Below are 26,155 nucleotides of genomic sequence, written 5' to 3'. Positions count from 1 at the left end.
TTTACTCCAATATAGAAAATATATGTTCTGGTATTTTTGCTGGTTTAAAGTTTTTTAAGAAAGCTAGTTTAAAAGTAGCTTCAAATATTTTTTCATCTTCTCTAAAAATCTCTTGTTTCATTAAAATTGAAGCAGATTTTTTCTCTAAAAGCTTTGTTTTAACTTCTAAAATATCAGCGAAAACTGCTGATTTTATCCAGTTTGCTTCGCAAGATTTTACTACAAAAAACTCATCATCATTGTGTGGTGATAAACCTTTTTGAAAGAATAATTCACTTCTGGCTCTTTCACAAAACTTTAAATAGTTTGAATGATAAACTATTCCACCACAATCTGTATCGTCGTAGTAAACTCTTATTTGCATTAGATAGTAATCTCTTTAATATCAGCTATTTTTCTAAATCCTTGATAAACAAGACCAATAAGATTTTTTCTATTTGTTCTTATCTTCTCATTTTCATGATTTACAAATACATTCTCAAAAAAGTTATCTAATTGTGGTTTTAAAGCAAAAAGTGCTTCAAGTTCTTCTTCAAAAGTTTCAAAATTTGTAGTTAAAACTTTATTAAATGCTTTGTAAAGCTCTTTTTCTTCCTCTGCTTCAAATAAACTTTCATTTATTGTTAAATCTTTTAAATCAATATCTTTTATAATATTTGCAACTCTTTTAAATGTAGTTACATAATCTTTGAAATTATCACTTTGAACTATTGGATTTAAAGCTTCAACTTTTAAAGAGATTTTATAAATATCACTTTCACCACTTGATAATACGGCTTTTAAAACAGTTGGATTTACACTATCAAATATTTTAAATAGTCTTTCATTAAAAAATTCAATTAAAACTTTTTTATCTAAATTTTTATAATTTACTGACAATTCATCAACTATTTTTGTAAAATCAATAGCAAGTTTGTGTTTTATAGCTATTCTTACTATTCCAAGTGCTGCTCTTCTTAATCCAAATGGGTCTTTTGAACCAGTTGGAATTTTTCCTATACTAAATAAAGAAATAAGATTATCTATTTTATTTGATAAAGCTACAATACTTGAAAAAACTGTTGAAGGAAGTTCTGACTCTTCTCCTGTTGGTAAATACTGCTCTTTTAAAGCTAATGCAAATATTTCAGGTTCATTCGCTATTTTTGCATAGTAATATCCCATCAATCCTTGAAGTTCTGTAAATTCATAAACCATTTCACTCATTAAATCAGCTTTTGAAAGCATCACAGCTTTATTGAGTAGTTCTTTTTCGTTTATATTTAAAGTATTTGCTAAATATGAAGCTATTTTCGCTTCTCTTTCACATTTATCATACATAGAACCTAAACCTTCTACAAAAACAAGTTTTTTAAGTCCCTCATTTGATAAACCATTTTTTATATCATTTTTATAAAAAAACATAGCATCAGCAAGTCTTGGTCTTAAAACTTTTTCATTTCCTTGTATGATATATCCAAAATCATCTGTTTTAGCATTTGAAACAACAATAAAATTGTTTGTTAATTTATCATCTTTATAAACTGCAAAATATCTTTGATTCTCTTTCATAGAAGTTACTATAACTTCTGGTGGAAGAGTTAAAAACTCTTCATCAAACTTTCCAATAAGTGCAGTTGGATACTCTGTTATAGCAACAACTTCATCTAAAAGTTCACTATCAATTTCTATTTTAATATTATGTCTTTGTTCAATATCTTTCATCTGTTCTAAGATGATTTTTCTTCTTTCATCTGGATATAATATAACTCCATTTTTATCAAGTTTACAAAAATAGTCTCCAGCAAAATCAAAACTAAATGGTTCATAAGATACCATTCTATGGCTAAATGCAATATTAGAAGATTTTATACCAAAAAGTTCTGCTTCAACTATTTCATCTCCTAACATAATACTTAAACTTCTAATAGGTCTAATAAAACTATCACTTCTACTTGCCCATCTCATAGACTTTCCAAAGTTTAAAGAAGAAATAAACTCATTTACCATATCATTTAAAAGATTTTTAGATTCTTCACCTTTTACTTCTTGTTTGAAATATAAAACTTCACCTTTTCCTAAATCTTTTGTTTGCAGTTGTGAAACTTCCACTCCCAATTTTGAAGCAAAACTAATAGCAGCACCCGTTGGAACTCCATCTTTAAATGCTATTTTAACTGGTGCTCCAAATTGTTCAACAATACTATCTTCTTGTTTTACTTGGAATTCTCTATGCCATAAAACTAATCTTCTTGGAGTATAAAAAAAGTCAAAATCACATAAAAGTCTATTTTTTTCTAAAATATTGCTCCATTTTTTTTCAATATTTGGTAATTCATTTAAAAATGGAATAGCTGGTAATTCTTCAACACCAATCTCAATTAAAAGTGGTTTATTCATCTATATTTTCCTTTTTAGAAGTTGTATTTTTTTCATTCTCTTCGATTTTATCTGTATGTTTTTTTATTTGTTGTCTATTAAAGTTTATAATAAACATAGCAACCATAAAAACAAATAAAATTATAACTATTGTATCTAGTATCTCTTTCAATTTAAATCCTATTTTAATTTTGAGATAGTAATTTATGATAAATTACGCCATCTATCTCTTTTTTAGCAACTTTTTCTAGTTCATCATTTGAGTAAATAATAGCTAAAATTTTAGAATCAAACATATAATTTTCTGCTATTTTTTGTATTTTTTTAGATAATTTTATTTTTGAAATAATATATCTTGAATTTAAACTATTTGCATATATTGCTTCTTTTAAACTATCAACAATAACAGCAAAATTTAAAGAGTTTTCATAACAATATTTAACTATTTTTTCATCATAATTAAATAGCAATATCGAATTTGGTTTTGTAGCTTTTATATCTTCAATACTACTTATAAAATAAGGTTTTTCATAAGGTACTAAGTTATCACCTATTATTATCATAATATTACCTTTTTTCTAAACAATCTTTTGAACAATAAAATCTTCCATTACTAACTATAGCTTCTTTCTGAGAAACAAAAGTTTTACAAGTTGGACATTCTACCATTTCATCTGATATTAATTTATCATCTTTTTTTAAATTATTTTTTCTTGATTTTTTAAAAAATATAATATAAATTAAAAAACCAATGATTATTAATCCTAAAAATTTTAGTAACATACTTAAGCCTTTATATATAAATAATTTCTATCGTTTCTTGATATAATATTATAGTTGTTTATTTTTGCTTCATCTAATTCACTTTCTAACATACTGCCTTTATAAAAAAGATATGAAGTGTTAGATTTTTTCATATTTTCTGTGATTTCCAATAAAAGTTTTGTATTTGTTACAGCTCTGCTTGTTATTAAATCTACCTTAATATCTTGTATGTTTTCAGCTCTATTTTGAATAATGATAAGATTCTTCAAACCTAAACTAGCTTTTACAAAATTTAAAAAAGCTACTCTTTTTATTCTTGGTTCTACTAAAAAAGCTTTTATATCTTTTTTTGCAATAGCTAAAATAAGCCCTGGATAACCAGCTCCTGTTCCAATATCTGCAAAACTTGAAAAGTTTTCTATAAATTTTAGTGGATAAAGTGAATCTAAAATATTTTCACTTATATCTTCAAAACTTAATCTTCCACTTAAGTTATGAACTTTTCCCCATTTTTGTAAAAGTTCTACAAATATTTTACAATCTTCATAAAAACTATCTTCTAAATTTAAGCCATTTTTTTCAAGTAAACTTTTTAAACTCAAATTAGATGTCCCATTTTCTCTTTTTTTGTAGATAAATAAGCTTCATTGTATTTGTTTGATTTAATAATAGCTGGTATTCTTTCAACTATTTCAATACCTAAACTTTCAACATATTTTAATTTTTCAGGATTATTTGTAATAAGTTTTAGCTTTTCTATTTTTAAGTTTTCAAAAATATATCCAACAACTCTATAATCTCGCTCATCTTCAGCAAATCCAAGTTCTAAATTTGCTTCTATTGTATTTCTTCCATTATCTTGTAATGCATAGGCATTTACTTTATTTACCAAGCCTATATTTCTACCTTCTTGTCGATGATATATCACTAAGCCACCATTTTGAGCTATAAATTTTAAAGATAAATCTAATTGGCTTTGGCAATCACATTTTAAACTTCCTAACGTATCTCCTGTAAGACATTCTGAATGTATTCTTACATAAGGAGCTTCTAGTTTTTCAAAATCTTGACTCATTATTGCTAGATGTTCTTGATGTCCATCTTTAAATGCTTTTATTCTAAATTTTCCATATCTTGTAGGTAAATTTGCTATATTTGATACAATTATATTCATTTGTATTTAAACCTTAAACTGTTAAAATCGCAAAGATTATAACCAAAAGAGGTAAATATTATGTTTAAACGATTTAGAAGATTAAGATTAAATGAAACTTTAAGAAACTTAGTTCAAGAAACAACTTTAAGTAAAGATGATTTTATATATCCACTTTTTGTAAGAGAAGGAAAAGGTATAAAAACTGAAATTTCTTCAATGCCAGGTGTTTATCAAATGAGTATTGATGAGATTTTAAAAGAGTGTGAGTATTTAATAAGTATTGATTTAAAATCTATTATTTTATTTGCTATTCCAGATACAAAAGATTCTGTTGGAAGTGAATGTTTATGTGATGAGAGTATTATTGCTAGAACTATTATAGCTATAAAAGAAAAATTCCCTCAAATGTTTATAGTTACAGATTTATGTTTTTGTGAATATACAGATCATGGACATTGTGGGATACTTGATCCAAAAACTCAAAGTGTGCATAATGATAAAACTCTAGAAATTTCTGCACAACAAGCTTTAGTTCATGCAAGAGCTGGAGCAGATATGATAGCACCAAGTGGAATGATGGATGGTATTATTGCAACTTTAAGAACAGCTTTAGATGAAAATGGATTCAAAGATTTACCAATTATGGCATATTCAACTAAATTTGCAAGTGGATATTATGGTCCGTTTAGAGATGTAGCTGAATCAACTCCATCTTTTGGAGATAGAAGAACATATCAAATGAATGTATCAAATAGATTAGAAGCTATTAGTGAATCACTTGAAGATGAAAAAGAAGGTGCTGATATTTTGATGGTAAAACCAGCATTAGCATTTTTAGATATTGTAAGAGATATTAGAAATGAAACAAAATTACCACTTTGTGTTTATAATGTAAGTGGTGAATATGCATTATTAAAACACGCAGGAATTGCTGGTTTAATTGATTATGAAAGAGTTATGATGGAAACAATGATAGCTTTTAAAAGAGCAGGAGCTAATATAATAATTTCATATCATGCAAAAGAGGTTTGTGAGATTTTGAATCGTAATAAATAGCCAAAATTGGCTATTTATTATTTAGTATTACAATTTAATTTTAATGCCATATCAAGTTTAGATACAGCTTCTTTTCCTTTTTCTTCATCAATTAATTCTAAATCAGCTCCATGAATAAAAACACCAAATTTAATGTATTGTCTTATATAATAATTTTTACCATTTTCAACTTTTAATAATAAATCATTGTTTGAAAACTCTGATTGTGTAGATATTTTATACTCTTTATCTCCATCAACTTCTTCATAAAAGAAAACACTAGGTGCAGTTTCACCAATACAATTATCATTTATATAAACTTTCTTTTTTAAAGCCCCACCAAAATGAGAACTATCTCTATAAATATACAATCCTGATTTATTTTTATTTGGATTATTAAACTTTTTAGCATTATTTGATGCTTCTGCTGAATCCATTTTTACACTAGCACAACCACTAAATAATACCACAAATAGAACCATTCCAAAATAAATATTTTTCATATTTCATACTCCTTATATTTTTATAAAATATTATCAACAAAATAATTAGATTTTACTTTTAAATTTATTGAATATTACAACTAATTTTAATTAGCAAGTTTCAAAGACTCTACAAAAAGAGCCCAAAAGGATATAAACTATTTAAAAAAACATAAACTACTAAAGATTAAAGATGATATACTCATAACATGCAAAAAGTAAATAATTACCAAAAAGCCATAGAAAACTCAAATATAGTATCAAAAACAGATATAAATGGAGTTATCACATTTGTAAATGATGAGTTTTGTAATCTTTTTGGTTTTACAAAAGATGAACTTATTGGTAAAAATCATAATATAGTAAGACATCCTGATACTCCAAAAGAGAAATTTGAAGCTCTTTGGAGTTCTATTTTAAATAAACAAGTATATAAAACTACGGTTAAAAATCTATCAAAAAATAGAAAAGATTTATACTTAAATACGACAATTATTCCTATTTTAGATGAATTTGAAAATATTATTGAATTTGTTGCAATAAGATATGATATTACAAATGAGGTAATGCTTCAAAAAGAGCTTGAAGAAAAGCAAAAAATAATCTTTTTACAATCAAGAATGGCAAGTCTGGGTCAAATGTTAGCAAATATTGCACATCAATGGAGACAGCCTTTAACTGAATTAAATCTATCTTTATTTAATCTAAAAAAAGCTTTTGAATCTAAAGAAAGAAAAGACTTTGATACTTTTTATAATAGTTCAAAAAATCTTATTTTAGGTATGTCAGATACTATTGAAGATTTTACAAATTTTTTTAATCCTCAAAAACAAAAAGAGAGATTTTTATTAAATCTTTCAATAAGTGAAGCTCTAAAAATATTATCAAGATTAATCGAAGATGAAAAAATATCTATAAAATTTGATATAACAAAAGATTTAGAATTATTAGGTATTAAGAATGAATTAGTACAAGTTTTATTAAACTTAATTTCTAACTCAAAAGATGCTTTTAATGAAAATAAAATATTAAAAAAAGAGATTATTTTAAAAAGCTATCAAGATAGTGAATTTATATATTTAGAGTTTATTGATAATGCTTTAGGTATTCCTAAAGATATAGAAAATCATATTTATGAACCATATTTTACAACAAAATATAAAAGTACTGGAACAGGACTTGGACTATTTATTTCGAAAGTAATCATAGAAAATAGCTTCAATGGGCATATTTTATATAATAAGACAAATAATGGTTCAAAATTTACTCTTAAATTCCCATTACAAAGTTAAATTATGAAAGATCTAAAAGTTTTAATAGTAGAAGATGAACAAAAACTAGGTAATCTTATTAAATCTTCTATTAAAGATTTATTTTTTAAAGTTGTTTGTGTAAAAGATGGAGTTGAAGGACTTAGAAAATTTAAAATTTTTAAGCCTGATATTATTATTAGTGATATTATGATGCCAAATATGAATGGTTTAGAAATGAGTCAAAAGATAAAAGAGCAAAATACTTCAATCCCTATTATTATATTAAGTGCATATAGTCATAAAGATATGCTTTTACAAGCTATTGATTTAGGAATATCTAAATATTTTATAAAACCATTTGATATTGAAAGTTTTATTGAATATTTAAAAGAGTTATCGAATAAAATTGAAAAAGCCAAATTAATAACTTTAAAAGATGGTTTTTTATTTAATAATAGTAGTATAAATTTATATAAAAATGATAATTTGATAAATCTAACTAAAAGAGAAAAAGGATTTCTGTCTCTTTTAATTGAAAATAAGAATTCATTTGTAACACTTAATAATATAAAAAAACTATGGGAAGATGAAGAAGTTAGTGATGATAGAGTACGAACTTTTGTAAGAAGATTAAGAGTCAAAACCTCAAAAACTTTAATAGAAAATATATCATCTCAGGGATATTTAATTTCTGTAGTTAATGGTTAATTTTGAATCATCTATTAAACTTCTATTAAGTACCATATTTTGGGTAATATTCCCAATATTTGATTTTGTTTGTAAGAAATTTTGTATATAATAAATATTATTATAACCTAAACAATAAATTGTATTTATAATCTCATTTATATCATTTTCATCTAATATATCTCTATTTATTGTAGTTCTAATTTCAAAAGGAAAATCTATTTTTAAAAGATATTTTATTGTCTTTAACATCTTCTCATAATCATCTTTTTTTGTTATAAGTTTAAATTTATATTTTGGAGCTTTAAAATCTATTGCTATAAAATCAATAAGATTTTTAGAAATAAGCTCTTTTATAGATTTAAAATTTATTCCATTTGTATCAAGTTTTATTTTAAATCCTAATTTTTTAATCTTTTCGCAGAAATATACTAAATTATGAATAGTAGCTTCTCCTCCAGATAATACAACAGCGGTTAAAAGGCTCTTTCTTTTATTTAAAAACTCTAAAATATCATTATGCGTATATAAGCCTTGTTTAGCAAAAACTATATTATCATTATAACAATAACTGCATCTAAGATTACAAGATATATGCCAAACTATGCAGGATATTTCACCTACATAATCTGTTGTTGTAAACCTTGTAAAATCATAAACAATTTTTTGGTTCAGTAAATTTAACTCTTTGTTTGTGTTCACCTTTTTTTCCTATATTGAAACTTTCAACTGGTCTATGGTATCCCATAACCCTAGTATATACTATACATTTAGTTCTTTTTTCTATATTTTTCTCAAGCAATTTTATTTTTTCCATTTTCTAATTCCTTTTCTAAAATTTCATTATCACATTTTGGGCAATACTCGTATTCTCCAGTTAAATAACCATGTTTAGGACAAACTGAAAACAGTGGTGTTATAGTAATATATGGTAATCTAAAGTTTGTTATCACATTTTTTACTAATTTTTTACAAGCTTGAATACTTGAAACTTGTTCTTTCATATATAGATGAAGAACTGTTCCTCCTGTATATTTGCATTGTAAATTATCTTGTAATTCTAAAGCTTCAAAGGGATCATCTGTAAAATCTACTGGTAGTTGAGAAGAGTTTGTATAGTAAATGTTTTTTTCAAATCCAGATTGGATAATATCTTTGTATCTTTTTTTATCCTCTTTTGCAAATCTATAAGTTGTTCCTTCTGCTGGAGTTGCTTCAAGGTTATATAAATTTCCAGTTCTTTCTTGATATTCAACCATTTTTGCTCGCATAAAATCTAATAATTCTAATGTAAAATCAATCCCTTTTGATGTAGATAAATCTATGCTTTCATCTTCAAAAAAGTTTTTTAACATTTCGTTCATACCATTTATACCAATAGTTGAAAAGTGATTATTAAAGTGAGGCAAATATCTTTTTGTATAAGGATAAAGACCTCTATCATACATATTTTGTACAAAAATTCTTTTCTTTTCCAAACTATCTTTTGCTAAATCCATAAGCTCTTCAATTCTATTATATAAACCTTTGATATCATTTTTATATAAATATCCAAGCCTAGCCATATTTATAGTTACTACTCCAATGCTTCCAGTCATTTCAGCACTTCCGAAAAGACCACCACCTCTTTTTAAAAGTTCTCTTAAATCTAATTGAAGTCTACAACACATACTTCTTACATGACCAGGTTTATAAGCTTCTTCATTTACTACTAAATTACCATTTTCATCTTTCTTGTATTGACTTCCTATAAAATTTTGAAAGTAACTACTTCCTATTTTTGCTGTATTTTCAAATAAAATATCTATATTTTCACCTTCCCAATCAAAATCTTCAGTTATATTTACTGTGGGTATTGGAAAAGTAAATGGCTGACCAGTTTTATCACCTTCTGTCATTATTTCATAATATGCTTTATTAATTTGATTCATCTCTTTTTGAAAATGCTTATATGTTAGTTCTTCTAGAGTATTAACTCCCCTATTTTTAGCCTCTTTTAAAAGATTATTATCTGATATGTTTAATAAAAGATGTTTTTGGTGACGAGTTGGTATTTGATCTTTTAAATCATTTGGAATAGTCCAATCAATAGTAATATTTGTAAAAGGACTTTGCCCCCAACGTGCTGGAACATTTAAATTATAAATAAAACTACGAATAGCTTTTTTTATATCTTTGAATTCTAATTGATCCTTAAATACGTAAGGAGCTAAATAAGTATCAAAAGAACTAAAAGCTTGAGCACCAGCCCATTCACTTTGAAGTATTCCTAAAAAATTTGCCATTTGTCCTAAGGCTTCTCTAAAATGATTTGGAGCAAAACTTTCTACTCTTCCACGAACTTCATTAAACCCTTCATCTAAAAGAACTCTTAAACTCCAACCAGCACAATAAGCACTCAAACAATCTAAATCATGAATATGAATATCTGCATTTCTATGTGCATAACCTTGTTCTTTTGTATAAATTTTATCAAGCCAATAGTTTGCTATTATTTTTCCAGCACTGTTGTTTATAAGTCCTGCATGAGAATATCCTGTATTTGAGTTTGCTTTTATTCTCCAATCTTCACCATTTATATATTCTTGAATTGTTTGAGTTGAATTTATATAAGTTGTATCATCATTTAAGCCTAAAATCTGTTCTCTTTGAATTTTATGAAGATGTCTATATAGCATAAAACTTTTCATAACATCAAAATATCCAATTTTATAAAGTTCTTTTTCTATTAAATCTTGTATATTTTCAACTTCTTTTATACTTTTTGATTTTATTTGAAATAATACTGAGAAAAAAGCTTCTTTATCATATTTAATATTTACACTTTTAAAAGCTTTTTTTATTGCATCTTCAATTTTAAAAGCTTCAAACTTTTGTTTTGATCCATCTCTTTTTAAAATATAATCAATCATTTTTTATCCTTTCTTAATTTTAAAAGTTTATGTAAGAAGATCTTAATAGTTGGTAACTAGTTTTGTCACAAAAGTGTCATTTTATGATACTTTTAAAATAGATTTAATGTTGTTTTTAAGTGTTTATAAAAGATAAATTAAATAAAATGTTTGCTTTCAATCAATATAAGGAAATCATTATGCGACACTTCTTAAGCTTAATTGACTATAAAAAAGATGAGATTTTAGAAATACTTTCTTTAGCAAGACAGATAAAAGATGAAACAAAAAGAAGAGAATTTAAAGATTATATGCCTAAAAAAGTTTTAGGTATGATATTTGAAAAAAGTTCTACTAGAACAAGAGTATCTTTTGAAACTGGTATTTATCAACTAGGTGGAATTGGATTGTTTTTATCATCAAATGATATTCAGCTAGGTCGTGGTGAACCTATGAGTGATACAGCCAGAGTAATTTCAAGAATGGTTGATATGGTAATGATTAGAACTTTTGAGCAAGAAAAACTTGAAGATTTTGCCAAATATTCTAAAGTTCCAGTTATAAATGGACTTACAGATAAATTTCACCCAGTTCAATTATTAGCTGATTATCTTACAATTATGGAAGAAGGTTTAGATAAAGATTTAGTTGTTGCTTATATTGGAGATGGTAATAATATGGCACATTCTTGGTTAAATCTTGCAGCTAAACTTGGATTTGAATTAAGAATTGCAACTCCAAAAGATTATCAAGTAGATAGTGATGTTTTAGAAAATGCTTTAAATGAAGCTAAAAAAAGTGGTGCAAAAATATCTATTAGCTTTGATCCAAAAATAGCTGTAAAAGATGCTACAGTTGTTACAACTGATACTTGGATTTCAATGGGACAAGAGGCTGAAAAAGAGAAAAGAATAAAAGATTTTGCTGGATATATGGTTAATGAAGATATGATGAAATTAGCAAAAGAAAATGCAATATTTTTACATTGTTTACCAGCTTATAGAGAATATGAAGTGAGCTCAAGTGTACTTGAAGGAAGTCAAAGTCGTATTTTTGAGGAAGCTGAGAATAGACTTCATGCACAAAAAGCTGTTATGGTTTGGCTAGATAGAAAAAGAGATGAGAAATAATTAAATGATAGATTTTGCAAAATTTGTAAAATATTCAAAACCAGGACCAAGATATACTTCATATCCAACTGCTCCTGAGTTTAGTGAAAGTTTTACACAAGAAGATTTAAAAGAGTTTTATAAAAACCAAAGTGATGAAAGAGCATTATCTCTTTATATTCATATGCCTTTTTGTAGAAGTGCCTGTTATTTTTGTGGTTGTAATACGATATTTACTTCAAAAGAAGATAAAAAAGAGAAATATATTGAATATTTAAAAAAAGAGTTAAATATACTAAAAAACCATTTAAATACAAAAAGAGTTGTAACTCAAATGCACTTTGGTGGTGGAACTCCAACATTCTTCTCTCCTTCTCAATTAAAGGAAGTAATTATTGCTATAAAAGAGATTTTCCCAAACTTTAGTTCTGATGCTGAAATATCTTGTGAAGTAGATCCTAGATTTTTTACAGTTGAACATATGAATGTTCTAAAAGATGGAGGCTGTAATAGACTTAGTTTTGGAGTTCAAGATTTGGATGAGGATGTACAAAAAACTATTCATAGAATACAACCTTTTCAACTAACACAAAATGTTATAAATATTGCAAGAAATGCTGGAATAAACTCTATAAATACAGATTTAATTTATGGTTTACCATATCAAACAAGAGAAAGTTTTAAGAAGACTTTAGAACAAATGGTTACATTAAATACAGATAGATTTGCTGTATTTAATTATGCACATGTTCCTTGGCTTATGAAAACTATGAGGAAATTTGATGAAACAACATTTCCAACTCCAGAAGTTAAACTTGAAATGTTAAAAGATACTATAGACTTTTTTATATCAAATGGTTATAAAATGGTAGGAATGGATCACTTTGCTAAGCCAGAAGATGAACTGTTTAAAGCCATTGAGAAAGGTGAACTGCATAGAAATTTCCAAGGATATACAACTAAAGGTGGTGCAGATTTAATAGGTATTGGACTAACTTCTATTGGAAATGGTGTTGATTATTATGCACAAAATTTTAAAGATTTAGATTCTTGGGAAAAAGCTATTGATAATGGTGATTTACCAGTATTTAAAGGATATAAGCTTTCAGATGATGACATTCTTAGACAATTTGTTATTATGGAGCTTATGAGTAACTTTTCTTTAAATATAAAAAGAGTTGAAAATGAATTTAAAATAAATTTTAAAGATTATTTTAGTGATGCCCTACTTTTATTAAAAGAGTTTGAAGATGCAGAACTTATAAAAATAAATGATGAAAAAATTGAAGTTTTTCCCACTGGAACTATGCTAATAAGAAATATTTGTATGCCATTTGATGCATATCTAAATAAAATTCCTGAAGATAAAAGAAGATTCTCAAAAACTATTTAAAAACATAAAGTAAAGATTATATCTTTACTTTATTACCTATATTTTACAAATTCTTATAATTATTTTTTTATTTTAAGCAAACTTTTAAGATACTTTAAGTTAGAATTAATAGTGCTATGTAGCACCACAGGAAACAATAAGGATTAAATTATGGGAAAAGCTTCTTTTAGTGTTGATAAAGTAACACAAAATACAGATATTCATACTCAAAGGTTGAATGGATTTAGCTGTGCAATTATTGTAAATTGTAGTAATAACTATTTTAAAAAATTTTATGAATATGATGAGTTCTTGTCAAAAGCACAAAATATTTATAAAGAAAAAATAAAACAAAATATGCAAAAAAGTGCTATTTTTAATTTATTTCAAGAGGCAATAATATCAATAAATGAAGATCATCAAGAAGATGATATTATTGATTTATTTTTTGAATTAAAACAGAAATTTGGGGGACATGAATTAATAAATCTTACAATACATAAAGATGAAGGATATTTTCAAAAAGATGGTAGAAATTACTATCCTAATAAAAATATCCTAAAAAAAGGAAATGATTGGTTTATTACTTCAGATAGTAGTAATGGTAAAAAAAATGAAGACTTTACAATATTGGTTAATATAAATGAATTTAATAAAGTCTTAACTCCACATGCTCATGCTATTTTTTCAATGTTTGATTTTAAACTTGGAAGAAATGCAAGAATGCAAAAAAAAGATATGGTTGAAAGGCTTAAATTTGTTGCACAAATTTTAAAAATGGATTATGCTCCTCAAAAAATATCAAATACCATTAATAATTTAAATGAAGAAGATTTAAAAAATTTAGATAATCAAATAAATATAAGAAATCAAAATTTACTTGATATAAATACTCAAGTTGCTTCAAAAGAGATTGAGTTAGAGGAATTAAGTCTAAAATTAGCTGAACAATATCATGCTTTAAACGATATTGTAAATAGAATAAAACAAAAAGAGAATGATTTAGACGATTTGATATCTCAGGTTTTAATCAAAGAAGATATTTTAGATAGTCTAAATAATACAATATCATTAAAAGGTACAACTATTACTAGTCTTGAAACACAAATAAAACAAAAAGAGTTTAGATTAGATGAATTAAATCATAAAATAGATATAAAAATGCAAGGAATTGCTATATAAAAAGCTAAGGCAAAAGCCTTAGTTTAATAAATTATAAAAGTTCTTTTATCAAGTCTTGAGAAGATTTTGGCGATAAAAGAATTGGTGCTACATCAAATACTGTTTTTGCTCCAAATTCACCTTTTTTAGACATTCTATATGTAGCTCTTGCATAAGCAACAAGTACACTAGCAGTAAATTCTGGATTACTATCAAGTTTTAAAGCATATTCAATTACTTGATTTACATTGTCGCTTGATTTTCCACTTCTAATTACAAATCCTCCATGAGGCATTGTATTGTGATTTTTGTCAAACTCTTCTTGGCTTATGAAATTTACAGTAGTATCATAAGGTTCAAAATAGTTTGGCATAGTTTTTATTTCATTTTCCACTTTTTTAGCATCTACACCATCTTTTAATACAATAAAACACTCTCTTGCATGTTTTTGTTTTGTAGTTAAATTTGGTCTAATTCCACTTCTTACTTTTTCAATAGCTTCATTAGATGGAATTGTATATTGAACTCCAGCTTTTACACCTTCAACTCTTCTTATTGCATCAGAATGTCCTTGGCTTAAACCTTTTCCCCAAAATGTATATGTATCACCATCAGGTAAAAGAGCTTCTCCATAGATTCTATTTATTGAGAACATTCCAGGATCCCAACCAATTGAAATCATTCCTATAGTTTTATTTTTTTGGCAAGATTTATCAACACTTGCAAAGTATGCTGGGATTTCAGCATGATTATCATAGCTATCTACTACATTAAAATGCTCTGCATATTTTGGTCCTTGAATAGGTAAATCATCTTTTGAACCACCACATAAAATTAAAACATCTATCTTTTCTTTAAAATCTAAAATATTATCTAAAGAATATACAGGAGTATTTATCGTAGTTACACTTTTTGGGTCTCTTCTTGAAAAAACCGCCACTAAACTCATATCAGGATTTTTTAAAATAGAAAGTTCAACACCTCTTCCTAAATTTCCGTATCCAACAATTGCAACTTTAATTTGATTATTCATGCTAAACGCTCCTTTTGTAAGTAGTAAGTTTTTTTGTATGTAGATCAAACAAAAAAATTTCGGGAAAATTGTACTATTAAAATGCTTAATTAAATAGTTAGTTTATTTATTATAAAATAAACAAGCCCCTAAATAAGGATATAAAATGTATATAATTGACTTTGAAAATATAGATGTAGGATACGATGAGAATATAATATTAAAAGATTTAAATCTAAAAATTAAAGATAAAGAACACTTTGCAATACTAGGTGCAAATGGAAGTGGAAAATCAACTTTAATGAAGTTAATTCAATCACAAATTTATCCAAGACATACAAAAGAGTTTAAAAAAGAGATTTTTGGTAAAAGTAGATATTCTATTTTTGAATTAAGAAAAGAGTTAGGAATAATTACTAATGATTTACATAATACTTTTGAAAGAGAAGCTGGATATCTAAATGGTTTTGGAGTTGTTTTAAGTGGATATTATAGTTCTGTTGGAATTTTTACTCATCAAGATTTTACAAAAGAGCAGATAGAAAAAGCAAAAGAAGTTATGGCTTTTTTAGAGATTGAAGATTTAAGATATAAAAAAGTATCTGCTATGAGTACAGGACAATTAAGAAAATGTATAATAGGTAGAGCTTTAATACATGATCCAAAAGCATTTATTTTAGATGAACCAACAGTTGGACTGGATATAAAAGCTCAAATAAATTTTATAAAAACATTAAAAAAACTTTCTATAAATTCAACAATTATAATAGTAACTCATCACCTTGAAGAAGTTTTTGAAGAAATAGAAAATGTTGCTTTAATTTATAATAATACAATTTATAAAATAGGGAAAAAAGAAGATATTTTAACTAGTGAGAATTTAAGTATTACTTTTGATACAGAGCTTACAATTAAAGAAAAAAATAATAGATACTTCATCGAAGAGATTTTATGAAAACTTTAAGAATTATTTTTTATACTTTAATATCTTTAATTGTAGTTTATACTCTTGCTGGATTTTTTTTAGTTCCTTATATTGCTAAAAATCAAATTATTAAAAATCTAGATGAACTTCTTACAACAAAGACAAAAATTGAAAAAATATATTTTAATCCTTTGACTTTATATATAGAAGTAGATCATTTTGCTTTAGTTGATGAATCAATAGATGAATATGTAATTTCATTTGATAACTTTTCTTTACAATTTGCTCCTTTTAAATCTATTGAAAAAAGATATTTAAGTGTAAAAAATATTACTCTTGATGGAATTTATGCAAATATTATAGAAAAAGAAAAAGGAATCTTCAATATTACAGAACTATTAAAAGATAGTAATAATGACCAAGTAGAAGAAATAGAAAATATAGAAGATAATTCAACAGAATTTATAAAATATCTTATTTCAAAGATTGTATTAAAAAATGCCTACATAGACTATAGAAGTTTAGTTGATGAACAAAAATATGCTCTAAATTTAAAAGATATTAATTATACTATTTATGATTTTGGAACATATAAAAATTCACTTTCATCAAATAATCTGGAGTTTATACTAAATGAAAATAGTTTTGTAAAAATTGGTGGTGGAATAAAACTAGATCCATTTGAAGCATATGGACAAATAAATATAAAAGATTTAAAAATAAAAGAGATTTTAGATTTTGATAAAAAACTTTTTAATTTTGAGTTAAATAAAGAAGCAAATCTAAATTTGATTTTAAACTATAATATTGAGTTAAAAGATGGATTTAAAATGCAATTAAGTACAGATTTACTTGATATAAATAATGTAAAATTAAATCAAAACAATAAAGAGATAGCTACTTTAAATAAACTTGATATTAAAAAAATATACTTTGATTTCAATTCACAAATTATAAATTTAGAAGATATACTTATACAAGATTTAGTTGCAAAGATGAGCTTGGATAAAAGTGGAATAAATTTTGCAAATTTAGTAAATAGTTCTACTCAGTCGCAAGAAGATATAAATAATGATGAGCAACAACCTTGGATTATTAATCTTTCGGATATTAAATTAAGTGGAAATTATAATCTTATTGATAGTTTAAATAATTCAAACTTAACAATAAAAGCTATAAATTTAAGTGCTGATAGTTTACATATAGTTGATAGTTTAGTTCTTTTAGATAATGCAAATTTATCAACTTCAAATGTAAATTATAAAGATACTAAAAATAATTTTAATGTAAATTCAAATAAAACAAATATAAAAGTAAATAATTTAAAAGTAGAAAATGGAAAAACTGATGTTGGAAATATAGCTATTTCAAAAAATGGCTTAGAATTTAATGAAAACAATTCAAAAATTAAATTAGTTTCTAAAAATATTGATTTAAACTTATCAAAATTATCTATTTTTGATGATATTTCATTTAATGTAGCAAATTTAAAAACAAATGATTTTAATTTCCAAGAATTGAATTCAAAAATATCAATAAATTCAAAGAATATAAATTTAAAAGCTAATAATTTTTTATTAGATAAAACAAATAATATTTCACTAAAAGGTAGTGAACTTACAAAATCAGATATAAACTTTTTTGATGCAACAAATAGCATACAAGTGGATACTAAAAGTGCAAATTTACAACTAGCAGATCTTAAATATAAAAAAGATACTCTTCTTATTGGAGAAATTAAATATAAAGACCCAAAAATACAAGTTGAAAACTTAGAATCAAATCTTAAAATTGAAGCAAAAAATATAGATTTGAATTTAAAGAAATTGATAAGTAAAGAAACATTTTTTAAAATAGAAAAAACAGCTTTAACAAATCCTCATTTATCTATAATATTACCAAAATCTAATAAAATAAAAGAAGAAGAAATAAAAATAGAAGAAGGTACTAAGTTAGTAGATAAAAAACCTTTTAGATTTGTTTTAGGTCCAGTTGATATTAAAGATATGAATTTTGATTTTGAAGACAAAAATCTTCCTCTTCCTTTTAAGACGACTATTTCAAAATTAAATGGAACAGTTTCTGAAGTTAAAAATAAAGAAAATAGTACTTCAAATCTTGAAATAAAAGGTGTAGTTGATGAGTATGGAGTTGCAAAAATAACTGGAATTGTGAATCCAAATAATATTAAAATTTTAACTGATGTAAATATGAAATTTCAGAATATTTCTATGAAAAGTTTTACTCCATATACAGCTAAGTTTGTAGGACGTGAAATAAAAGATGGAAAATTAGAGTTAGATTTAAATTATAATATTACTGAATCAAATTTAAAAGCTAAAAACAATATTCTTATCAAAAAAATAGAGTTAGGAAATAAAATTGAAAGTCCTGATGCCATGAATTTACCTCTTGATTTGGCTATTGCACTTTTAGAGGATTCTTCAAATACAATAGATATAAATCTTCCTATTTCAGGAAATGTTGATGATCCACAATTTTCAGTTGGTTCTATTGTATGGAAAGCACTTATTAATCTTATTACAAAAGCAGTGACATCACCATTCTCATTAATTGGTTCTTTATTTAATTTTAGTGAAGATGAGATAAAAAGTGTAAACTTTGAATTAAATGAAAGCGAAATAACTCCTATTCAAAAAGAGACTTTAGATAAAATTGCAATTATATTAAAAGAAAAAAGTGAATTTGCTATAAAAATTTATCCATCTTTTGATACTAAAAAGGAGAAAGGAAGTACTGGAAAACAAAGAGTTGAAAATATAAAAGATTATTTAGTAAAAGAAAAATCTATAGATGAAAAACAAGTTATTATTGATTTTAATATAGCAAAGTCAAATAAAAATATTGATTTGAATATAGAAAAAATAAAATAATCAAGCAAATATTAAGTTTTTATAGCTTATATTTCTAATTAAATTATAATTTTACTAAAAAGGAATTTTTTTGGATCCCGATATACAGTCCGTATTGATGTTGATTGTTGCACTATTTTTAGTGTTTTTAAATGGTTTTTTCGTTCTTTCAGAGTTTGCTATTGTAAAAGTTAGAAAAACAAAATTAGAAGAATTTGTTAAACAAGGCAGACGAGGTGCAATTTTAGCACTAAAAATGTCTAACTCTCTTGATACTTATTTAAGTGCTACTCAACTTGGAATTACGTTTTCTTCTCTTGCTTTAGGTTGGATAGGTGAACCAGCTCTTGCTAAACTTATAGAATCAAATTTTACTTTTTTAGCGAATAACCCTGTTTTATTACATACTGTTAGCTTTGTAATTGCATTTGCTATTGTTACATTTTTACATGTAGTTTTTGGAGAGATTGTTCCAAAATCTATTGCTATTGCAAAAGCTGAAGTTATGGTTTTATATATTGCAAGACCTTTATATATATTTTGGATAGTTTTTTATCCATTAATTCGTTTCTTTGATATTGTTGCAGCATCTGTTCTTAGAATGCTTGGAGTGAAACCAGCAACAGAGCATGAGTTGTCTCATTCTGAAGAAGAACTTAGAATTATTGTAAATGAAAGTTTTAGAGGTGGACATATTGATTCTATTGAGAGTGAAATTATTAAAAATGCAGTTGATTTTTCTGAAACAGTTGCAAAAGAGATTATGACTCCAAGAAGAGATATGATTTGTATAAATTCTGAAAGAACTTTAGAAGAAAATATGGAAAGAATTGTAAAAACAAGATTTACAAGATATCCGTATTGCCATGGAGGAAAAGACAATATCACAGGTATGATACATACTAGAGATTTACTAAATAATGCTTTAGAAGGTAAAGAAATAGATATGTCAAATTTTGTTCGTCCAATTATTATGGTTCCAGAAAATACATCTATTTCAAACATTTTAACAAGAATGAATAAAAGTAGAATTCATTTAGCGTTAGTTATTGATGAATATGGTGGGACTTCTGGATTGATTACTATGGACGATATTTTAGAAGAGATTATTGGTGAAACAACAGATGAACATGATCCAAAACAAGAAACTATCAAAAAAATAGATGAAAATAACTATGAATTAGATGGTATGGTAAATATTGAAAAAGTTGAAGAAATTTTAGATATTAGTTTTGATGAAATAGAACTTTCTGTAACTATTGGTGGAAGAATTATAAATATTGTAGGAAGATTACCAATAGAAGGTGAAACTATAGAAGATAAAGATTGTATATACAAAATTTTAGAAGTAGAAAATAATCGTATAAAAAGAATATTATGTCAAAAAAAAGAGATTGAAGCTAAAGTTTTATAACTTTAGCTCCAAATCCACCACTACTTGGGTGTGCATCTTCAAAACCTTTTACTCTTGGATGCTTTTTTAAAAATTCTTTTACTGCAAAAGCTAGTTTTCCAGTACCAATTCCATGATATACTAAAACTTCTTCAAATCCAGCAAGTAATGCATCACTTAAAAATTTATCAAGATTTTCGATAGCTTCTTCTGCTTTTTGTCCATGTAAATCTAATTTTATACTTCCAGTTTCAGGTTTTTGCACAGTTACAATAGCTTTTTTTGTAGGTATTTTTGGTGGAGGATTTCCACTTCTACTTAAATCACTAAGTTGAACTTGAACTTTCATACCCATATCATTTTCAATAAAAGCTTTATTCCCTTTTATAGAAACAATAGCTCCTTTAGTATTTCTATATTTTACTCTATCCCCTACTTTAAATTCGATAGGTTCTTGTATTTTTTCAACTTGTATTTCTTGGACTTTTTTATGAGAAATATTTAGATGTTGATGAGATTCTTTTATAAGTTTTGCTTTTATAGCTTTTTTTGCTTCTTCTCTTGCATCTTTGTACTCTTTATGAAGTTTTGATTTCTCACTATAAATATGTTCATCAAGTTTTTCTTTCTGATCTTTTAAATTATTTGAAATTCTTTGCATATTAGATATTTCTTCATCAAGTTTTGCTATCTTTTGTTTATATTCTCTTTCTAATTCACTACTTCTTTCAATTAATTCATTTAATCTATCTTTATCTTCTCCATAAACTTCTTTTGCTCTTTTTACAACTCCTAATGGAATTTTATATCTTAAAGCTGTTTCAAATGCGTAAGATTTTCCAATAGTTCCTTGTAAAAAATCATAAGTAGGTCTTTGATTTTCTTCATCATATAAAGCAGCTATCAACTCAACATCTGGATTTGAAGCCATAAGTGCTGCTAGTCTTTTATGGTGAGTAGTTATGATGATTTTTATATCATTTTTTATTAAATCTTCAATTATTACTTTAAATAAACTTGCAGCTTCATCTGAATCAGTTCCTAGCTCTATTTCATCAACTCCAACTATTGCATTTTTTACTTCAAAAAGTTTTGAAAACTCTACCATTCTTCCAGCAAATGTTGAAATATCATTTTTAACACTTTGTGGGTCATCTAAAACTGCATTTATAGATTTAAAATTGCTTACGACTGTACTTTTATGTGCATTATATGGAAGTAAATATTTTGATAGAAAAATTGAACTTAAAATTGATTTTAACATCATAGTTTTTCCACCAGCATTAACTCCAGTTATCATAATAACACTTTTAGAAAAATCAATAGTTATTGGTTTTGGATTACTTAAAGCTGGATGACAAAAATCAACAAGTCTATTTTCACCATTTTTTGAAGGTAAAATAAAATTTTTATCTCCAATTTTAGAGAAAAATATTCTAGCTTGGTAGTGATCAAATTTGTCAAATTCTTTATTTATAAACTTTAAAAATAGTAGATTCTTTTCAAAAATATGTGATATTTCTTTACAAAGTTTAAATAAAATTTCTTCTTGTTTATTCTTTAAATCATTTTGTTTTTGTTTCAAATCACTAACACTATGTGGAACAACATAGAAAAAACCTGCATTTGATCTGTCAATTACACTTCCACTAAGTACATGATTAAAACCACCACGAACTAATAAACACTCTTCACTATTAATAAAATGAACTTGCATATCTACTAAATATGGTTTTATTTTTGAAGAATTTATGATTTTATAAAGATTTTGTTTTATCTCTTCTTTATTTTTATAAAGAGCTTGTTTTATATTGTCGTAGTCTTCATCAATTCCTTCTTTTAAATTTGCTTTATCATCAAAATATTCACAAATTTTTAAAATATCACTTGGAATGATGATTTTATCCATCATTTCAAGAAGTTTTCCTTCAAAATTGAATTTTTTTAAATATAAAAAATAGTTTATTATCTTTATAAATTCATAAATTTCATAAACTCTTAAAACACCTTGTTTTTGTATATGCATAAGTTGAGAATCTAAATTTTCTACATTTAAAGGTTGATTAATATTGTATTTTGATAATTCACTTATAATTTTGTAGTGAATATTTATATCACCTTCTAAAATTATAGATTTTTCTCTAGCAAAAAGTTTTGAAAAGCTTGTTATATAGTCATTTAAGTCTAGTTTTTTAATTAAATTTTCCATGAGCGAATTGTATCTAAAAGGTCTTAATGTTTTTATGAAAATATATTTTAAATACTGTTTTTTAAACTTAGCAAATAAGAAGATAAAATATCTATTACATCAAGATAATCTTGTATATTTCCACTGGCTTTTGCAGATAAAATAGCACCTTCTAATGTTGAAGCAATATATAAACTAAGTTTTTTTGTATCACACTCTTTAATTTCGTCTTTTTCAACTGCTTTATCTAAAATATTTTTTATATTGTTTTTTAAAGCTTCATAAATCTCTTTCATCAAAACTTTAAAATCTTCATCAATATTTGACATCTCCTGTATAATATTTGCTATTGGACAACCTTTGTTGAAATCTCTTGAAGAAGTATCTTTTAAACTTTCAATAAAAGCTTCTAAATAATCCTTTTCTAATTCTAAAATTGTAGAGTATCTTTGTACAAATTTTTCATAAATTTTCTCTTTTATTGAAGCTATTGCCATCTCTTTTTTATTTTCAAAAAAGTGGTACATAGAACCTTTATGTACTTTTGCATTTTTTAAAATATCCGTTAAAGAAGCACCTTGATAACCTTTTGTGTAGATTTCATCAAATGTATTGTTTATCAATTCTTGTCTTGTATTTTTTTCCATTTTGTATTGTAACATTTTTCAACTTGACTTATTAGTCAAATTTTATTAAAATTCTATTTGACCTTTAAGTCAAGTAATTAGGAGATAGTATGCAAAAAAGTACAAATATCGATGAAATATGTATTTCATATAATATAGAAGGGCAAGGTGAGACTATAATTTTACTTCATGGTTGGCCACAAACTTCTTATATGTGGAGAAAAATTACTCCTGTTTTATCTAAAAAATTTAGAGTTATAACTTTAGATTTACCAGGACTTGGAAATAGTAGTGTTGCAAAAAGTTATGATACAAAGAATATAGCTACAATTTTAAACGAATTTGTAAAAAAGCTTAAAATAGAAAAATTTCATTTAGTTGGACATGATATTGGAGCTTGGGTTGCAACGACTTATTGTATATATTTTAAAGAAAGTTTAAAAAGTTTAACTATCATAGATGCAGGAATACCTGGGCTTATACCAGATGAACTTTTTTGTTTAGAAAATACAAATAAAATCTGGCAATTTTTCTTTCATAGTGTTGAAGAAATACCTGAATTTTTAGTAAAAGGTAGAGAAAAAGAGTACATTTCTTGGTATTTTAATAAGAAATCTTACATAAAAGATGCAATAAATGAAGAAGATATACAAAACTACTATTTAGCATATAAAGATAAAATGAAAAATGGCTTTGAGTATTATCGATATTTTCAAGAAAGTGCGAAACAAAATAAAGTTTTAACTTCAAAACTAGATATAAAAATCTTAGCTATTGGTGGTGAATTTGCATTGAAAGAACAAGTAGGAGTTGCTATGCAAAAAATATCTAATCAAGTTACAACTAAAGTTATGGAAAATTGTGGACATTATATATCAGAAGAACAGCCTGAAAAACTCACTAAAATACTAATAGATTTTTATAGAATTTTATAAACAAAGAAAAGATTATTCTCTTTGTTTATATTTTTATAGTTCTTGTAAATAATTTATGTAATTTTCTGCTGATTCTTGTAGTTTTTCATCACTTATAACAAAAGTTTCATAAGTAACAAAAGGTTTTTTATAGTTCATTCTTACATAATTTGCTGTTGCTTCAAATGAATTTAAAAGTTCTTCAACTGTAAATTTATTACTTCCATTTGCATTATATTGAGCTATTCCACTTCCAACACTTGTAGCTATTGCTAAAACTTTATTTTCTAATCTATAATGTTCACCAAAAGCAAAATTATATTCTAAAACCATATCTAACCACTCTTTTAAAAGTGCTGGAGAACTTAACCAATACATAGGAAATTGGAAAACTATAACATCATTTTCAAGTAATAGTTCTTGTTCTTTTTTTACATCAATTTTAAAATCTGGATATTTTTCATAAAGATTGTTGATTGTTATATTTTGTTCTTTTTTGGCAAATTCAACTAAAGTTTTATTTACTCTTGATTCACTATTTAGTTTTGGATGAACAACATTAATTAATATTTTTTTCATACTTAGACCTTTTTTTTAAAATTTTAGAATATTATCCAATTAAGACATTTTTGTCAAGTATAGACTTTATTGTCCGAATTGCATTATTCTAGATTTTTTGATATACTTATTTTAAATAAAAATTTATTAAAGGCTCTTAATGATTGAATTAAATGGAATAAAATATGAATGTCCAAGCCAAATTCCTATGGATTTAGCTGATGACAAATGGAAGTTCTTAATTCTTTGGAATCTATCTACAAAACCATTAAGAATTAGTGAATTATCAGAAAAGATAAGTGATATTTCTCAAAGAACTTTAAGTAGAAAATTAAAAGCTTTAGAAGAAGTTGCTTTAGTAAATAGAATTGTTTTCCCCGAAGTACCACCAAAAGTTGAATACTCTTTAACAATCCATGGAGAAAGATTACTCGAAGTATTTGATATGATGAGTAAATGGGGTGAACAATATGCAAAAGATATGGGAGCTATTATAAATTAAGCTCTACTCTCCTTTTAATAATACAATAGTTATTAATGAAGATATTAAAATCCCTATAAACATCCAAATATTTATAAGTTTAAACTCAAAAATAAAAGATAAAAGAGCAATAGTTGCAGGAGTTAAATAAGTATATGCCATAACTTTTTTTGGTCCTAATACAATATTCGTTTTTTGATATAAATATGCAGTTATTAAAGTTGCTGCTATACTTAAGTATCCTATATATAAAAATTGTTTACTATCTATTTTATCCCATTCTAAAGAAATATTTAGAATAAAAATAGCCATAGCCATCCAAATAGAACCTCCAACCAAAGTCATAAATACAAGAACCAATATATTGTCATCTTTTCTATAAAAATATTTAGCAGAAATTGAATATAAAGCTATAAATATAATTGAAATAAAAAATATAATATCACCTTTGTTAAGTGATAAAGAAAAAAACATATCTATATCACCTTTGAATACTACCAAAGATGTACCTATAATACCAATAAAATATATAAAATATTTTCTTAAAGCTATTTTTTGACCAAAAGCAAATATAGAAAATATTGCTGTTATTAAAGGTACAAAAGTAAAAATAGTACCAGTATTTAATGCTGTTGTATATTCTAAAGCAATAAACATTCCTATAAAGAAAGCTGCATAAAAGAAGCTAATAATCATAGCTCTTTTAAAAGTAGATAGAAGATTTTTTCTATACTCTTTTTTCATAAATACAAAAGGTAAAAGAATTAAAAATGAAATTGTAAACCTAAGTAATGTTATAGAATATGGACTTATTCCTCCTGTTAATTTTTGCGTAATTATAAAAGAACCACCAGATAAAAAAGTTGCAAATAATATTAAAAGATGTGCGTTTGTATTTTTTTGCATCGTATCTCCT

27 protein-coding genes are annotated in these 26,155 nt (G+C 25.2%); 11 read left to right on the top strand and 16 right to left on the bottom strand.

Annotated features, from left to right (window positions below; translation table 11 throughout):
- Nucleotide 1: 1 nt before the first annotated feature.
- Genes ALANTH_RS06310 through ribA form a run of 7 tightly spaced genes read right to left on the bottom strand, consistent with a single transcriptional unit; the run spans nt 2 to nt 4,297 of the window.
- A complete protein-coding gene (locus ALANTH_RS06310) occupies nt 2-364 on the bottom strand; it encodes a YbgC/FadM family acyl-CoA thioesterase (RefSeq protein ID WP_026807795.1) in 363 nt (120 codons plus the stop codon).
- A complete protein-coding gene (glyS, locus tag ALANTH_RS06305) occupies nt 364-2,379 on the bottom strand; it encodes a glycine--tRNA ligase subunit beta (RefSeq protein ID WP_026807794.1) in 2,016 nt (671 codons plus the stop codon). The genes ALANTH_RS06310 and glyS overlap by 1 nt, the downstream gene beginning before the upstream one ends.
- Nucleotides 2,372-2,530: a hypothetical protein gene (locus tag ALANTH_RS06300; RefSeq protein ID WP_162830427.1), complete on the bottom strand. Its 159-nt coding sequence runs from the start codon at nt 2,528-2,530 to the stop codon at nt 2,372-2,374. The genes glyS and ALANTH_RS06300 overlap by 8 nt, the downstream gene beginning before the upstream one ends.
- 13 nt (nt 2,531-2,543) lie before the next feature.
- The gene (locus ALANTH_RS06295; protein WP_026807793.1) at nt 2,544-2,921 is read right to left on the bottom strand and encodes a hypothetical protein; all 378 of its coding nucleotides are present in this window, start codon (nt 2,919-2,921) and stop codon (nt 2,544-2,546) included.
- Between the two features lie 4 nt (nt 2,922-2,925).
- Nucleotides 2,926-3,141 carry a PP0621 family protein gene (locus tag ALANTH_RS06290; RefSeq protein WP_026804366.1) on the bottom strand — a complete coding sequence of 72 codons (216 nt, stop codon included), beginning with the start codon at nt 3,139-3,141 and terminating at the stop codon, nt 2,926-2,928.
- A 2-nt stretch (nt 3,142-3,143) separates the two neighbouring features.
- Nucleotides 3,144-3,725 carry a 16S rRNA (guanine(527)-N(7))-methyltransferase RsmG gene (gene rsmG / locus ALANTH_RS06285; RefSeq protein ID WP_026807792.1) on the bottom strand — a complete coding sequence of 194 codons (582 nt, stop codon included), beginning with the start codon at nt 3,723-3,725 and terminating at the stop codon, nt 3,144-3,146.
- The gene (gene ribA, locus ALANTH_RS06280) at nt 3,722-4,297 is read right to left on the bottom strand and encodes a GTP cyclohydrolase II (protein WP_026807791.1); all 576 of its coding nucleotides are present in this window, start codon (nt 4,295-4,297) and stop codon (nt 3,722-3,724) included. The genes rsmG and ribA overlap by 4 nt, the downstream gene beginning before the upstream one ends.
- 60 nt (nt 4,298-4,357) lie before the next feature.
- Between ribA and hemB the strand changes: the two genes are divergently transcribed.
- Nucleotides 4,358-5,335: a porphobilinogen synthase gene (hemB, locus tag ALANTH_RS06275; protein ID WP_026807790.1), complete on the top strand. Its 978-nt coding sequence runs from the start codon at nt 4,358-4,360 to the stop codon at nt 5,333-5,335.
- Nucleotides 5,336-5,352: 17 nt separating this feature from the next.
- Here the strand turns inward: hemB and ALANTH_RS06270 are convergent, their stop codons facing one another.
- On the bottom strand, nt 5,353-5,817 hold the full coding sequence (locus ALANTH_RS06270) for a DUF2846 domain-containing protein (RefSeq protein ID WP_026807789.1): 465 nt from the start codon (nt 5,815-5,817) through the stop codon (nt 5,353-5,355).
- 188 nt (nt 5,818-6,005) lie between these two features.
- Here ALANTH_RS06270 and ALANTH_RS06265 point away from each other — a divergent pair, with 188 nt between their 5' ends.
- The gene (locus ALANTH_RS06265) at nt 6,006-7,088 is read left to right on the top strand and encodes a PAS domain-containing sensor histidine kinase (protein WP_026807788.1); all 1,083 of its coding nucleotides are present in this window, start codon (nt 6,006-6,008) and stop codon (nt 7,086-7,088) included.
- A 3-nt stretch (nt 7,089-7,091) separates the two neighbouring features.
- Nucleotides 7,092-7,757 carry a response regulator transcription factor gene (locus ALANTH_RS06260; protein ID WP_026804361.1) on the top strand — a complete coding sequence of 222 codons (666 nt, stop codon included), beginning with the start codon at nt 7,092-7,094 and terminating at the stop codon, nt 7,755-7,757.
- Here ALANTH_RS06260 and ALANTH_RS06255 read toward each other — a convergent pair.
- Genes ALANTH_RS06255 through ALANTH_RS06245 form a run of 3 tightly spaced genes read right to left on the bottom strand, consistent with a single transcriptional unit; the run spans nt 7,734 to nt 10,648 of the window.
- A complete protein-coding gene (locus ALANTH_RS06255) occupies nt 7,734-8,438 on the bottom strand; it encodes an anaerobic ribonucleoside-triphosphate reductase activating protein (protein ID WP_063353221.1) in 705 nt (234 codons plus the stop codon). The two genes, ALANTH_RS06260 and ALANTH_RS06255, sit on opposite strands and share 24 nt — an antisense overlap.
- Nucleotides 8,389-8,553, bottom strand: coding sequence for an anaerobic ribonucleoside-triphosphate reductase (nrdD, locus tag ALANTH_RS11475; protein WP_113871750.1), 165 nt, complete (start codon nt 8,551-8,553; stop codon nt 8,389-8,391). Before nrdD ends, ALANTH_RS06255 begins: the two co-directional genes overlap by 50 nt.
- A complete protein-coding gene (locus ALANTH_RS06245; RefSeq protein ID WP_026807786.1) occupies nt 8,531-10,648 on the bottom strand; it encodes a ribonucleoside triphosphate reductase in 2,118 nt (705 codons plus the stop codon). Before ALANTH_RS06245 ends, nrdD begins: the two co-directional genes overlap by 23 nt.
- A gap of 179 nt (nt 10,649-10,827) precedes the next feature.
- Here ALANTH_RS06245 and argF point away from each other — a divergent pair, with 179 nt between their 5' ends.
- The 3 genes from argF to ALANTH_RS06230 all read left to right on the top strand — a co-directional run bounded on the left by argF (nt 10,828) and on the right by ALANTH_RS06230 (nt 14,290).
- Nucleotides 10,828-11,757 carry an ornithine carbamoyltransferase gene (gene argF, locus ALANTH_RS06240; protein ID WP_026804358.1) on the top strand — a complete coding sequence of 310 codons (930 nt, stop codon included), beginning with the start codon at nt 10,828-10,830 and terminating at the stop codon, nt 11,755-11,757.
- Between the two features lie 4 nt (nt 11,758-11,761).
- A complete protein-coding gene (hemN, locus tag ALANTH_RS06235; protein WP_026807785.1) occupies nt 11,762-13,129 on the top strand; it encodes an oxygen-independent coproporphyrinogen III oxidase in 1,368 nt (455 codons plus the stop codon).
- 150 nt (nt 13,130-13,279) lie between these two features.
- On the top strand, nt 13,280-14,290 hold the full coding sequence (locus ALANTH_RS06230; RefSeq protein WP_026807784.1) for a coiled-coil domain-containing protein: 1,011 nt from the start codon (nt 13,280-13,282) through the stop codon (nt 14,288-14,290).
- Between the two features lie 31 nt (nt 14,291-14,321).
- On the opposite strand, the gene ALANTH_RS06225 is transcribed toward ALANTH_RS06230, so the two are convergent.
- Nucleotides 14,322-15,302, bottom strand: a complete 981-nt coding sequence (locus ALANTH_RS06225) for a diaminopimelate dehydrogenase (RefSeq protein ID WP_026807783.1) — start codon at nt 15,300-15,302, stop codon at nt 14,322-14,324.
- A 145-nt stretch (nt 15,303-15,447) separates the two neighbouring features.
- On the opposite strand from ALANTH_RS06225, the gene ALANTH_RS06220 reads away from it, so the two are divergent.
- From ALANTH_RS06220 to ALANTH_RS06210, 3 genes are all read left to right on the top strand, one after another.
- A complete protein-coding gene (locus ALANTH_RS06220; RefSeq protein WP_026804354.1) occupies nt 15,448-16,236 on the top strand; it encodes an ABC transporter ATP-binding protein in 789 nt (262 codons plus the stop codon).
- Nucleotides 16,233-19,100, top strand: coding sequence for a DUF748 domain-containing protein (locus ALANTH_RS06215; protein WP_026807782.1), 2,868 nt, complete (start codon nt 16,233-16,235; stop codon nt 19,098-19,100). Before ALANTH_RS06220 ends, ALANTH_RS06215 begins: the two co-directional genes overlap by 4 nt.
- Nucleotides 19,101-19,197: 97 nt before the next feature.
- Nucleotides 19,198-20,493: a hemolysin family protein gene (locus tag ALANTH_RS06210; protein WP_026804352.1), complete on the top strand. Its 1,296-nt coding sequence runs from the start codon at nt 19,198-19,200 to the stop codon at nt 20,491-20,493.
- Here the strand turns inward: ALANTH_RS06210 and ALANTH_RS06205 are convergent.
- Both ALANTH_RS06205 and ALANTH_RS06200 read right to left on the bottom strand, forming a co-directional pair.
- Nucleotides 20,480-22,681 (bottom strand): endonuclease MutS2, encoded by a 2,202-nt coding sequence (locus ALANTH_RS06205; RefSeq protein ID WP_026807781.1) that lies wholly within the window; start codon nt 22,679-22,681, stop codon nt 20,480-20,482. The two genes, ALANTH_RS06210 and ALANTH_RS06205, sit on opposite strands and share 14 nt — an antisense overlap.
- A gap of 47 nt (nt 22,682-22,728) precedes the next feature.
- The gene (locus tag ALANTH_RS06200; RefSeq protein ID WP_034236798.1) at nt 22,729-23,307 is read right to left on the bottom strand and encodes a TetR/AcrR family transcriptional regulator; all 579 of its coding nucleotides are present in this window, start codon (nt 23,305-23,307) and stop codon (nt 22,729-22,731) included.
- 89 nt (nt 23,308-23,396) lie between these two features.
- Here ALANTH_RS06200 and ALANTH_RS06195 point away from each other — a divergent pair, with 89 nt between their 5' ends.
- The gene (locus tag ALANTH_RS06195; protein WP_026807779.1) at nt 23,397-24,221 is read left to right on the top strand and encodes an alpha/beta fold hydrolase; all 825 of its coding nucleotides are present in this window, start codon (nt 23,397-23,399) and stop codon (nt 24,219-24,221) included.
- A 33-nt stretch (nt 24,222-24,254) separates the two neighbouring features.
- Here the strand turns inward: ALANTH_RS06195 and ALANTH_RS06190 are convergent, their stop codons facing one another.
- On the bottom strand, nt 24,255-24,779 hold the full coding sequence (locus ALANTH_RS06190) for an NAD(P)H-dependent oxidoreductase (protein ID WP_026807778.1): 525 nt from the start codon (nt 24,777-24,779) through the stop codon (nt 24,255-24,257).
- 139 nt (nt 24,780-24,918) lie between these two features.
- Between ALANTH_RS06190 and ALANTH_RS06185 the strand changes: the two genes are divergently transcribed.
- The gene (locus ALANTH_RS06185; RefSeq protein ID WP_026804347.1) at nt 24,919-25,260 is read left to right on the top strand and encodes a winged helix-turn-helix transcriptional regulator; all 342 of its coding nucleotides are present in this window, start codon (nt 24,919-24,921) and stop codon (nt 25,258-25,260) included.
- Nucleotides 25,261-25,263: 3 nt separating this feature from the next.
- Here the strand turns inward: ALANTH_RS06185 and ALANTH_RS06180 are convergent, their stop codons facing one another.
- A complete protein-coding gene (locus ALANTH_RS06180; protein ID WP_026807777.1) occupies nt 25,264-26,145 on the bottom strand; it encodes a DMT family transporter in 882 nt (293 codons plus the stop codon).
- Nucleotides 26,146-26,155: the final 10 nt, after the last annotated feature.

The organism is Aliarcobacter lanthieri, assembly GCF_013201625.1.
GTDB lineage: Bacteria > Campylobacterota > Campylobacteria > Campylobacterales > Arcobacteraceae > Aliarcobacter > Aliarcobacter lanthieri.
The sequence above is the reverse complement of the archived record's forward strand: the minus strand, read 5'-3'. Positions and strand labels throughout refer to the sequence as shown.